Genomic DNA, 11,386 nt, shown 5'->3' on the forward strand with positions numbered 1-11,386 from the left:
CTTGATCGCACAGGCGGGGTATAGTGCGGGTTAACTGGCCGAACGACCAGCCGCTCGTTCACCACACCTCGGGGAGGTGACCATGCAGAAGATGAGACTCTCCATCCAGGATCTGGAAATCGAGTCGTTCACCGTAACCACCATCTCCAATTCACGCCGTGGAACAGTACAGGGCGCACAGGGCATCATAGACAAAGATCCCGTCCACACCTACGACATGGGCTGCACGTACGCGTACGATTGCCCGATCACCTCGGGCTATCCCGGCTCCGAAAATCCCACCGTGCATCCCGACCAGATCAGCTGCGCGGCTCCCTGCTACACGCAGCCCGGCAGCACCTGCGACCCCTCCTACAATCCCTGCTACACGCAGCCGGGCAGCGGCTGTTAGCTCGTTTCCGGCTGCGCTGGTGCAACGCCCCTGCGTGTGGAAGGACGCCCGAGGCGATCGAACCGTGCGGATGTGCGGCCGGGTCAGAAGAGGGTGAGGAGGTCAAGGAGGAAGCCGATCGCCCTGGACGGCGTAGAGGGCTTCCAGAGTGCCGCGGATCCAGCGGATGCGCGCCAGCCGCTTCCACGACGATGGAGGCGGCTGGTTCACGTAGATGCGGCGCGGGCGTGCTTCCGGCGCGTTCACGGTCACCCCGCGTGGCAGATGCCCGTCGGCGCCGTAGGCCGGGCGCGGGGCGGCTTCGGGGCGCTCCTGGGTAGGCATGGTGCAGACCTGCGTCTCAACCTGACTGGGGATAGCGGGCGAGCACGTAGGCATCGATCTGGTCGGGCCTTGGCGAGCAGACCCAAGCCCTTGGCGAAGTTGACGTGCTGCCAACCCGGTCCGTCTCCCAATCTACAAGGGGCGCGATTCATCGCATCCGGAATCTCTCGCCACACGTGCCGCCGCAGGCAACCGACCACCGCCGACGCAACCAAAATCGCCCGCCGCGGAATCATCATCCGCGGCGGGCGACAACGATTCTCACCCGTACGTTTTGCGACAAGCCAGTTGACTCCGCGAAACGGGCGGAGTATGGTGCGAGCCGGCGGGCCGATCGGCCGGCCGGCCGATCACCACACGTCATGGAGGTGGCGTATGCGGAAGCTGAAGCTCTCCGTCCAGGATCTGGAAGTCGAGTCGTTCACCGTGACCACGAGCTCCCATTCGCGCCGCGGAACGGTGCAGGGTGCGGGCGGCAGGGACGCGGACGCCGTCAACGCCGGCCGCGGGTACGCGTACGAGTCCCCGAACGCGCCGGGCGATGCGCACGCCCAGAACCCCAGCATGTACCTGGACCAGCTCAGTTGCGCGGCGGCCTGCGAGACGCAGCCCGGCGGCACCTGCGACACGGCCCTCTCCTACGATCCCTGCTACACCGAGCTGGGCAAGGGCTGTTAGCTCGTGTCCGGCCACGCCGCTGCAACGTGTGGGAAGATGGCACGCGGCGAGCAAACCGTGCGGATGTGCTGCCGGCTCAGAACAGTGCGAGGACATCGAGAAGGATGCCGATGGCCTGGACGGCGTGAAGCGCTTCCAGGGTGCCGCGGAACCAGCGAATGCGCGCCAGCCGCTTCCACAAGGGTGAAAGCGGCTGGTTGACGTGGATGCGGAGCCGCCGGGGCGCCGGCGCGTTCACATTCACCCCGCGTGGCGCACGCTGTCGGCGAAGGGCCGCCGCGGGGCGGCCGAGGGGCCCTCCGTCTTACCGCGGACGATCTCCTCGATGCGCCCCAGCATGGTGTTGTCGCCGGCCTTGCTGGCGCCGAACAGGCCGTCGCGGTCTCCGGCAGCCTCACGGGCGCTGTACAGGTTGAGCCACAGGTCGAAGCGCTCGCTCAGCTCAAGCACCTTGTAGAAGAACCGGCCGCGCTTCTTCCCGCCGAACAGCAGGTCGATGACCGCCGCGGCGATGGAGACCTGGAAGAGCACCACGCCCTTCAGCCCGTCGATGAACATCTTGGCCTGGAAGATCGCGAGGTCGCGGATGATCACCTTGCGCGAGTGCCCGATCTCGATGCGCATCGTCTTGGCTCCGTTGGTTGCTTGTTGCCCCGGCCGCGCCGGGATTCCGGCTCGTACGTCGCGGAGGCCGCGCCGGTTTCAGCCGCCGCCCGCCAACGCGGGATACAGACGGAAGATAACGACGAATCGCCGGGCGAACAGTCCGACGTTCGGCCCGGGCGGCGCATCGGCCGTCTCGCTTCAGCCTCCGGCGTGTCCGAGCGCGGCGTAGGCGGCGGGGAGGACGTCGCGGGCCCACTCGGCGTACATCTTCCCCGATGGATGCAGCCCGTCCGGCGCGGTGAGGGACGGGTCGTGCGCGACGGCGCGGGAGCCCGGCGTGATGTCCACGAAGCGCGCGCCCGCCCGCTCCGCCTCGTCCCGGCCGATGGCGTTGAACGCGTCGATCTCGCGCCCGATCTGCGCGCGGTCGCGGCCTTCGGCGAACGGCGTGACGCCCCAGTCGGGGATGGAGACGACCACCACGCGCCCCGCATCTCCACCGGCGAGATCGACGGCCCGGGCGAGGAGCGCGCGGAGCTGCGTGCGGTACTCGTCCGCCGGCCGGCCGCGGTACTGGTCGTTCACGCCGATGAGCAGCGTCACGAGCGCGTACGGCCCCGCGGGCGCCGCCCGGTCGATGCCGGCGGAAAGCTCGTCCGTCGTCCAGCCCGTCGTGGCGATGATCTCCGGCTCGCCCACGTCCACCCCACGGGCGCGGAGCAGCGCCGCAAGCTGCACGGGCCACCGCTCGCCCTCGGCGACCGCCTCGCCGATGGTGTACGAGTCGCCCAGCGCCAGGAACGGCATCGTCATCCGCGCATCCTCTCCCGTCGTGTGTCCCCCGGGCGCGGCCCCGCACGCCGCCATCGCCGCGAGCGCGATGCCCATCATCCACCGAAATCCCTTCCGGCGACGCGAGATGCCCATCAACCGCATCCGCCAAGTTCTTCGCACGTCCGACGAAAGCACAGCGCGCTCGGGAGATGCGAGGCGTCCGGTGCGCATCTCCGGCTACGCGCTGTCGTCCATCGTGGTGCCGCAGTAGGTGCCGATGGCGTGCACCTTCTCGCCCGCGGCGTCGGCGACGCGGAACCAGTGGTGGCCGCCGGCTTCGGCCACCGAGAGCACCGGCCGCGACGGCAGCGGCAGCGGCGCACGGAAAGCGATTCGCACGCGGCGAAGCCCCGCCGGGTCGCCGCCCAGCAGCCGCTCGATCAGCGCGTGCGCCACGCGGGCCTCCGTCGCGAACCCGTGCAGGATGGGCCGCCGGAAGCCGAAGATGCGCGCCGTCGCCGGCCACAGGTGGATCGGGTTGTAGTCGCCCGAGACGGCCGCGTACCGCCGGCCGTCGCCGCCGCGAAGGTGCCACGTGGCAAGCTCGCGCCACTCCTCCGGCGGCGCGCCATCCGCCCCGTGCTCCTCCGCCCGCCGCTCCGACGTGGACGGCTTCGCGGGCGCACGAGAGCGAGCGAGGAAGACGGCGGACGACTGCGTGCAGAGGATGCCGGCTGCGTTCCAGTTGCGCGCGGTCAGCGCCAGCCGCACGCCTTTCGTCACCCGGTCGGCCCGCTCCAGCTCCACGCGGCAGCGCACGACGTCGCCCGCATGCAGCGGGCGCAGCGTGATGGTCTCGCTCTCCAGGTGCACCACGCCGCCCAGCGGGAGCGGCTTCTCCAGCCCGGCGAACAGCTCCAGCGTGGCCGCGGTCTCCCACGTGGCGCAGTAGATGGGGGGCGCGACGGCGCCCTCGCCGCGAAACGCCTCGATGCGCTTGCCGTCGGTCGCCGCCAGGTAGCGCGCCACCCGCCGCGCGTCGATGGCGATGCCCGTCTTCTCCACCGCGGGGCGCCGCCGCGGCACCACCGGCTGCTCGTCCCCGCCCTGCCCTCGCGCGCGAACGCCCTGCACGACCAGGCGCGCCATCGCCCGCAGCCCGTCCATGCGCGTGCTCATGCGGCGCCTCCGCGAGGGCGAACGCGGGTGCGTCGAGCGCGACCGCGGACGATCAGATCGACCAGACTGGAAGGGGGATCCGCTTGGCCGGGGATTCCAGGCGCGCCGACGGTTCGCCGGGGGTATGAAACCCCCGGCTCCGGACTGCGGTCGTCCTGCGGACGGACAGCTCGCACGACCGTGGCGGGGGTGGAAGGGGAGGGGCGCATCAGCCGGCGGCGGGGAGGAGCTGGACGGCGATAGTGCGCTCGCGCGGGCCGTCGAAGTCGCAGAGGAAGACGCCCTGCCAGCGGCCCAGCACCAGCTTCCCCCCGCTCACCAGCAGCGTGAGCGAGGGGCCGAAGAACGCCGTCTTCAGGTGCGAGTCGCTGTTGCCCTCGTCGTGGCGGTAGAACGGCTCGCGGTGCGGGATCAGCTGCTCCAGCTTGGCGAGGAGGTCGCGCGGCACGTCCGGGTCGGCGTTCTCGTTGAGCGTGAGCGCGGCGGTGGTGTGCAGGCTCTGGGCGACCAGCGCGCCCTCGCGCAGCCCGCGCCGCGCGAGGACTTCCTGGAGCTGCGCCGTCACGTCCAGCATCTCCGCCCGCCGCGTGGAGCGCACCCGGAGCGTCTCCACCGTCACGCCCCGCGCCAGACGATGCGCCAGATGCGGCCGCCCTTGTCGTCGGACACGTACAGCGCGCCGTCGGGCCCCTGCGCCAGGCCCATGGGCCGGTGCGCGACCTCGCCGCCGCTGCGCGCGCCGCCCTCGAAGCCGGTGGCGAAGTCGCGGTACGGCCCGCTGGGCACCCCGCCGGCCATGGGCACGTACACCACGCGATAGCCCGCCTGCGGCAGCGGCGCGCGGTTCCACGAGCCGTGGAAGGCCACGAACGCGCCGCCGCGGTACTGCGCCGGGAACATGGTGCCGGCGTAGAAGACCAGCGACTCCGGCGCCCAGTGGCCGGGGAACGCCATCAGCGGCTGCTTGGCGCGGGTGCAGCGGCCCGTCTGCCGGCCGTCGCCGCCGTACTCGGGCGCCAGGACCTTCCGCTTGGCGGCGGGATCGTAGAAGCAGTACGGCCAGCCGAAGTCGTCGCCCTGCTCCACCTTCAGGAACTCCTCGCCCGGCATCTCGGCGTTCTGGCGGTCGTTGAACAGGTTGGGCCAGTTGTCGCTCAGCTGGTCGAGCCCGTGCTGCACCACGTACAGCCCCGCGCCCGGCCGGTACGCGATCGCCACCGAGTTGCGGATGCCCCTGGCGAAGTGCACCGACGCCGCCTGCGTCTGCCGGGCGCGGTTCGCATCGAAGCGGAAGATGCCGGCGCGCGTGGCCAGCTCCGGGCACGGATCGATTCCCTTCACGCCGCGCTGGCGGTCCTGCGTCTGGCAGGCGTTGGTGCGCGAGCCCACGTTCACGAACAGCGCGCCCCGCCCGTCCACCGCGATGGTCTTGGCCGTGTGCCCGCCCGTGGGAAGCCCGCTCACCACCGTCACCGGCCCGCCCGCGGGCGCCAGCGTACCCGGCGTGAGCGTGAACCGCAGCACCCGGTCGTCCGGCGCGAAGTACAGGCTGTTGCCGGCGAGTGCGATGCCCGTCCCTGCCGTGCCGCCGAACGTCGCCCGCTGGTCCGCCTTGCCGTCGCCGTTGCTGTCCCGCAGCGCCATCACGCCGCCGCCGCTCCCCGCGCGCCCGCTGCCCTCCAGCGCAACGTAGACGATGCCGTCGCGGCTGACGACGAGGTGCCTCGGCGCCGCCAGGTTGTCCGCGAACACCGTCGCGCAGAAGCCCGCAGGCAGCGTGATCCCGCCGTTCCCCGCATCGCACGCAGGCTTGGCGGAAGATGCGTTCGGTTCGGTAGATGTGGATGCGGCCGCGGGAGCGCCGGAAGATGCGGGCGCGGCGGCCTCCGGAGCGGCGGATGCGGTGCCCTGGCTCGCGTCCGCACGCGGCACGTCCTCACGGCACCCGGCGGAGGCGGCGAGGGCGAGCAGCAGGGGGATGTGGATGCGTCTCGTCATGGCAGATGCTCGGCGTCGGCGGGGCTCGGCCGCGGCACGGTCCCCCGCGCCACGGCTCCCGGCGCAACGTTGAACGCCGCGCCGGAGGATCAGCCCGCGAGCATGCAAATCCCGCGCGACGGCCGCTGCGGGCATCTCCCGCATCTCCCGCATCTCCCGCATCTCCCGACATAGTTGCCGGTCCGGCATGCATCCGGGGAAGTGAACGAAGGATCTGGAGATGCGCAGCCGTTCATCTCCCGCGCTACCGGACGTACCGCGGGATAGCGGAGGCTAGTTGAGCTGCTGGTCGGGCGTGGGGCCCATGACGAGGAACGGGGTTTCGTGCGGCTCCATCTCGCCGACGGAGACGACGAAGCGGTAGGAGCCGGGGCGCGGGAACTGGATGCCGACCAGCGTGAAGACCTGGTTGGCCGTCATGAACTCGCCGAGCGGGACGATGGGCGCGACCATCTCGCCCGCGGCCTCGAAGAGCGGGTTGTCGGCGTCGTCCAGCAGACGGACCTGCACGGGAAAGGTGCGGCCGGCGTCGCCGGACTCGGCCTGCACGCGGAAGGTGAACACCATGCGCGGGTGCACGACGGGGAACTCGGCCGCGGCCAGGCGGTCGAAAATGCCCATCACGTTGAGCTTGCCTTCCTGCGAGATGTTGGCCTCGTCGGCCAGGAATGCCATCGGGATCTTCATCGTCCGCCTCCAGCGGTGTTTCCGGCCGGAGCCGGGCAGTCGTCCTGGCCCGTGCGGACCCAGAGCTTGGTTACGGTGGTCGTGTCCGGCAGCAGCGCCGGATCGTTCTGCCTTCCGCTCCACTCGGGCGGTGTCGTGGCGCCGAGCTGAAAGCTGATGCCCGGCGCGTTCGGGAACCAGACCGCGACGGCGCCCTCGCCCACGCCGGCGCAGGTGCGGCCGTAGCGCGCGCGCAGGTCGCCCAGCGTGGACCCCAGCCGCGCTCCCGCCGGCGTCGCCAGCCCGGAGTCGCGCACCACCAGCCGCTGCACGGCGGAATCGCGCCCGAGCACGGCCAGGAGCCGGTGCTTGCCGAAGGCGATGGAGATGCCCTTCTCCGCCGTGCCCTCTTCCTTCCACGTCGTGTCGCGCGTGCCGGGGCAGAGCGCTCGCAGGTCCGCGGCCTTCATTCCCAGCCGCACGCCCCCCACGCCGAAGCGCGTGACCGGCGGCTCGCCCGCGCCGCCGCAGCTGGGCGGCGCACCGGGGCGCGGCATCACCAGCGTGTCCTCCGTCGCCGGGCCCAGCGATCGCCCATCAGCCGCCTCCACCCAAGCCCGCACCACGAACGTCCCCCCGGCCGAGTCCGCCGCCGTCGCCGCGGGGATGCGCATGCGCTGCACGAACTCCGCCTCGCGCCCCACCTCCAGCCGCGCCAGCGCGAACGTGAGCCGCGTTCCCTCCGCCTGCGTGGACGCCACGGGCTGCGCGCCGGGAGATGCAGGAGCCGCCGCACCCCCGGCCGTCGACGGAGATGCGGGGGATGTGGCGCCGCCCGTCTGCCGGCTCACGGTGGAGGCTGCGCCGACGACGGGCTGGAGCGGCGCGCGGAAGAGCACCTGGAGCCGCGCCCCTTCCGCGGCGGATGCGCTCCGGTTCGCGACGGTGAGCTTCACGTCCGCCTCGGAGCCCCAGGCGACCGAGTCGGGGGTCTCCACGCTCGCCACCACGCCCTCGGAGATGCGAGGCGTGGCGGGCGGCGGATCTCCCGCGTCCGGCTTGCCGCGGTCGCCGCACGCCGCCAGCAGCGCGGCGGCTACGGCCACGCGCCAGCCGGTGCCCATCGCCCGTACCATCCACCGTCCATCCCGTCCGCCCGTCCGCATTCGTCCGTCCCGTTTCTCGCGTGGTGCGCCGCCCCGCCCGCCGGGCGAGCCCCGCTTTTGCGGGGCGGGCGGCGGTCCTATCTTGTCGGCCCGCTGGAGGGGGAAGATACGCTCCCCGCGGCGGGACGAACAACGTGCGCGCCCGCCGCGCCGCCACCCGCGTCCAGCCGCCCATGCCGCCACGCAAGGCCCAGCAGGCAAACCCGTCGCTGAACCGCGCCGCCCGCAGCGGCAAGGCCACCGAAGACGAGCGGCTGCTCGTATCGCCCGCCGCCACCGAGCACGAGCAGGACTTCACCAGCAGCGACCCGTGGCGTGTGTTCCGCATCATGGGCGAGTTCGTGGAGGGCTTCGACGCCCTGGCCAAGGTGGGCTACGCGGTGACCATCTTCGGCTCGGCGCGCGTGCCGCCGGACCACCCGGAGTACGCGGCGGCACGCCACACGGCCAAGCTTCTGGCCGAGGCGGGCTACGCCATCATCACCGGCGGCGGTCCGGGCGTCATGGAGGCGGCCAACCGCGGCGCGCGCGACGCGGGCGGGCAGTCCATCGGGTGCAACATCGAGCTGCCCTTCGAGCAGGGCATCAACCCGTACGTCGACATCGCCATCAACTTCCGCTATTTCTTCGTGCGGAAGACGATGTTCGTGAAGTACGCCGAGGCGTTCGTCATCTTCCCCGGCGGCTTCGGGACGATGGACGAGCTGTTCGAGGCGCTCACGCTCATCCAGACCGGCAAGGTGCGCCACTTCCCCGTGATCCTGATGGGCACGGAGTACTGGAAGGGCCTGCTGGACTGGATCCGCGGCACCCTGCTGGCCGAGGGCAAGGTCTCGCCCAACGACGTGGACCTGCTCGTGGTCACCGACTCGCCCGAAGAGGCGGTGCGCGTGATCGCCGACAGCATGCGGATGAGCCAGGCCGCCGCCGAGAAGATCGCCGAGGGCGAAGCCCCCGAGCCCGCGACCGACGGCCCCGCCGCCGCCACCCCCGCCCACCCCGCCAAGCACGACGCGGAGTAGGCGGGGCAAGCGTTCTACCACGCCGCGGCCGAGCACCGAACTCTCCCCCGCGAAACCGAAGCTCCCCTCCCCCAGGCAGTTCTGGGGGAGGGGCTGGGGGAGGGGCTCTCCCCGCAACGACACGTCCACCGACGACCAGGCACGGCACGCGGGCGCCCGCCGCCCGCGCACCGTAAACGTCCAGCGAAGAACGAGACCATGGCGAAGAGCAAGTTCCTGAGCGGCAAGCGCATCGAGCCCACGCGCATCACGGGCGGGATGTCGGTCACCCAGCTGGTGGACGGCACCTTCCAGGCGTACAACGCGGCCCGGCTACGCGAGGCGTGCCACCTCTACGTCAGGAAGATGCTGGACGACGACGTCACCGTGGGCCTCACGATGACGGGCGCGCTCACGCCGGCCGGCCTGGGGATGAGCAGCGTGATCCCGCTGATCGAGGCGGGGTTCGTGGACTGGATCATCAGCACCGGCGCCAACCTGTACCACGACACGCACTTCGGCATCGGGCTGGAGCTGCGGCAGGGCAACGCGCAGATCAGCGACACCACGCTTCGCGAGGAAGAGGTGGTGCGCATCTACGACATCTTCTTCGACTACTCGGTGCTCCTGGACACCGACGCCTTCTTCCGAGAGATCATCACCGCGCCGGAGTTCCAGCGGTCAATGTCCACCGCGGAGTTCCACTACCTGTGCGGCAAGTACGTGGCGGCGCGCGAGCAGGAGCTGGGCATCGGGCGCAAGTCGCTGCTGGCGGCGGCGTACGAGCACGCGGTGCCCATCTACACCTCGTCGCCGGGCGACTCGTCGATCGGGATGAACGTGGCGGCCAAGGCGCTGCAGGGGAACAAGCTGACGTTCGACGTGAACGCCGACGTGAACGAGACGGCGTCCATCGTGCTCGACGCCAAGCGCGGCGGGGGGAAGAGCGCCATCTGGATCCTGGGCGGCGGCAGCCCCAAGAACTTCGCGCTCCAGACCGAGCCGCAGATCCAGGAGGTGATGGGGATCGACGAGCGCGGGCACGACTACTTCCTGCAGGTCACCGATGCGCGCCCCGACACCGGCGGCCTCTCCGGCGCCACGCCAGCCGAGGCGGTGAGCTGGGGCAAGATCGACCCGGACCGTCTGCCGGACGCGGTGGTCTGCTACCTGGACTCCACCGTGGCGCTGCCGATCCTGACGGCGTACGCGCTCGACAACCACGCCCCACGCCAGCCCAGGCGCCTCTACGACCGCCGCGAGCAGATGATGCAGCGCATCCGCGACGAGTACGCCCAGTCCGAGCGCAACGAGTCCACCCGCGACGCCGCCCGCGACCACGCCGTCCACGAAGGCAGCATGCTGGAGCGCGACCGGTAGGCTCGTGAGGGCGTTTGCACCGGGCCGATGGCAGTCGGGAGATGCAAACCGCCGCACGGAGGCGCTGTTAGAAGCCGACAACTGACGAGGCCCGGCCGAAGTGGCCGGGCCTCGATTGTCTCGACCCCGTTAGCGGCGGGCGGGCCGCGGACGCTTCGCGATCTGTCCCTCCGTCAATTCGCGGATGGGCGCGGGCGTGGGCTTGGGCGGTGGAGCGGGCCGCATCTGGGCGACTTCCATGTCAGTACCTCGCGGTGTCATGAGGACGCATGCGACGGGGTTCGCGATCTCGATCCGCTGGGGCGGCTCGGCCTGAAGCTGGAGGTTCAGCCCGAACGGGATCAGCGCCCCTCCCGCGAACACCCCTGCAAGTATAATGCGTCGCGTGGTTAGAAATAAGTAGTCTGCCCGCTTCTCGTTCAGGTGTGCGTTGTGATCCGCAGTCGCTGCATATCTGCGCTGCAAGTGCTGCTCGAATTCACGGTCCGCCGCCAGCACCCCGTTCCCGTACGTAGAATGCCACTCGCGCAGCTCCCTGTGGAAGAGCTGAAGCTGAAGCGCCGACTCAAGCTGCCGGTAAGTATGCCCGTGGAGCGCACGTATGAGACAATAGGTGGCACAGACGAGAGCCGCCGCGCTGCATGCCGCCACGATCAGGAACAGAGCGGTGGTCCAATCAGCTTCCACGCGAAGCTTCTGCACCATGAATGCGAGCGCGCTACCGATCAGCGTGAGCAGCCCGATGGGAGTGCCCACCGCGCTGCGAAGATGCTCCCGCTGCGCGAGTTCCGCGTCGTAGTTCTGCTTGTAGTCGAAGGGCACGTGGCGGGCGCTCGGGACGTCTTAATAGGCGCGAAGTGCACAGTGTACACTTCGTCTACTTTCTGCGCAAGGCTCGGCAGACCTGCCTGGCAGTCGCTCGCTGTCCTCGGTAGATTTCCTGCCGCAGTGCGGTCGTTCCGACCTGCTGCGCCGGCGGTGAGCCGAGGATTGCCCGAGCACAGACGAAACCGCTCGACGGAGCGGCCACTTTCAGGCGAGTAGCGATGTCGTTGATACTGGATGAAGTAGAAACGCTGATCCGCACGCGCCGCGACCTGCACCGGCACCCCGAGCTGGGGTTCCAGGAGCGGCGGACGGCGGGGATCGTCGCGGAGCGGCTGCTCGCGGCGGGGTACGAGGTGCGCACCGGCGTGGCGGAGACGGGCGTGGTGGGGACGATG

At 70.8% G+C, this 11,386-nt stretch carries 14 protein-coding genes; 4 read left to right on the forward strand and 10 right to left on the reverse strand.

Translation table 11 applies throughout. The features are described from left to right. Window positions 1-82: 82 nt before the first annotated feature. Entirely contained in the window at window positions 83-391 is a 309-nt protein-coding gene (locus VFE05_23485) for a hypothetical protein (protein ID HET6233060.1), read from the forward strand. Window positions 392-493: 102 nt separating this feature from the next. Here the strand turns inward: VFE05_23485 and VFE05_23490 are convergent, their stop codons facing one another. Continuing rightward, window positions 494-715 carry a hypothetical protein gene (locus tag VFE05_23490; GenBank protein ID HET6233061.1) on the reverse strand — a complete coding sequence of 74 codons (222 nt, stop codon included), beginning with the start codon at window positions 713-715 and terminating at the stop codon, window positions 494-496. Window positions 716-1,090: 375 nt separating this feature from the next. Between VFE05_23490 and VFE05_23495 the strand changes: the two genes are divergently transcribed. Continuing rightward, on the forward strand, window positions 1,091-1,393 hold the full coding sequence (locus tag VFE05_23495; protein ID HET6233062.1) for a hypothetical protein: 303 nt from the start codon (window positions 1,091-1,093) through the stop codon (window positions 1,391-1,393). Between the two features lie 76 nt (window positions 1,394-1,469). On the opposite strand, the gene VFE05_23500 is transcribed toward VFE05_23495, so the two are convergent. From VFE05_23500 to VFE05_23535, 8 genes are all read right to left on the reverse strand, one after another. Further along, window positions 1,470-1,637: a hypothetical protein gene (locus tag VFE05_23500; GenBank protein ID HET6233063.1), complete on the reverse strand. Its 168-nt coding sequence runs from the start codon at window positions 1,635-1,637 to the stop codon at window positions 1,470-1,472. Next, the gene (locus tag VFE05_23505) at window positions 1,634-2,017 is read right to left on the reverse strand and encodes a hypothetical protein (GenBank protein HET6233064.1); all 384 of its coding nucleotides are present in this window, start codon (window positions 2,015-2,017) and stop codon (window positions 1,634-1,636) included. The genes VFE05_23500 and VFE05_23505 overlap by 4 nt, the downstream gene beginning before the upstream one ends. A gap of 180 nt (window positions 2,018-2,197) precedes the next feature. Beyond that, window positions 2,198-2,812: an SGNH/GDSL hydrolase family protein gene (locus tag VFE05_23510; GenBank protein ID HET6233065.1), complete on the reverse strand. Its 615-nt coding sequence runs from the start codon at window positions 2,810-2,812 to the stop codon at window positions 2,198-2,200. A 198-nt stretch (window positions 2,813-3,010) separates the two neighbouring features. Further along, window positions 3,011-3,952 (reverse strand): MaoC/PaaZ C-terminal domain-containing protein, encoded by a 942-nt coding sequence (locus tag VFE05_23515; GenBank protein HET6233066.1) that lies wholly within the window; start codon window positions 3,950-3,952, stop codon window positions 3,011-3,013. A gap of 208 nt (window positions 3,953-4,160) precedes the next feature. Next, window positions 4,161-4,571, reverse strand: a complete 411-nt coding sequence (locus VFE05_23520) for a secondary thiamine-phosphate synthase enzyme YjbQ (protein ID HET6233067.1) — start codon at window positions 4,569-4,571, stop codon at window positions 4,161-4,163. Beyond that, window positions 4,568-5,950 (reverse strand): PQQ-dependent sugar dehydrogenase, encoded by a 1,383-nt coding sequence (locus VFE05_23525; GenBank protein HET6233068.1) that lies wholly within the window; start codon window positions 5,948-5,950, stop codon window positions 4,568-4,570. Before VFE05_23525 ends, VFE05_23520 begins: the two co-directional genes overlap by 4 nt. Before the next feature lie 273 nt (window positions 5,951-6,223). Beyond that, on the reverse strand, window positions 6,224-6,637 hold the full coding sequence (locus VFE05_23530; GenBank protein HET6233069.1) for a hypothetical protein: 414 nt from the start codon (window positions 6,635-6,637) through the stop codon (window positions 6,224-6,226). Continuing rightward, a complete protein-coding gene (locus tag VFE05_23535) occupies window positions 6,634-7,752 on the reverse strand; it encodes a hypothetical protein (protein ID HET6233070.1) in 1,119 nt (372 codons plus the stop codon). Before VFE05_23535 ends, VFE05_23530 begins: the two co-directional genes overlap by 4 nt. Window positions 7,753-7,955: 203 nt before the next feature. Here VFE05_23535 and VFE05_23540 point away from each other — a divergent pair, with 203 nt between their 5' ends. Then, the gene (locus tag VFE05_23540) at window positions 7,956-8,804 is read left to right on the forward strand and encodes a TIGR00730 family Rossman fold protein (GenBank protein ID HET6233071.1); all 849 of its coding nucleotides are present in this window, start codon (window positions 7,956-7,958) and stop codon (window positions 8,802-8,804) included. Between the two features lie 198 nt (window positions 8,805-9,002). After that, window positions 9,003-10,163: a deoxyhypusine synthase gene (gene speY, locus VFE05_23545; GenBank protein HET6233072.1), complete on the forward strand. Its 1,161-nt coding sequence runs from the start codon at window positions 9,003-9,005 to the stop codon at window positions 10,161-10,163. A gap of 129 nt (window positions 10,164-10,292) precedes the next feature. Here speY and VFE05_23550 read toward each other — a convergent pair whose 3' ends face one another. Then, window positions 10,293-10,985: a hypothetical protein gene (locus VFE05_23550; GenBank protein ID HET6233073.1), complete on the reverse strand. Its 693-nt coding sequence runs from the start codon at window positions 10,983-10,985 to the stop codon at window positions 10,293-10,295. Between the last annotated feature and the right edge of the window lie 401 nt (window positions 10,986-11,386).

The sequence above is a fragment of the Longimicrobiaceae bacterium genome (genome assembly GCA_035696245.1).
Classification (GTDB): Bacteria; Gemmatimonadota; Gemmatimonadetes; order Longimicrobiales; family Longimicrobiaceae; genus DASRQW01.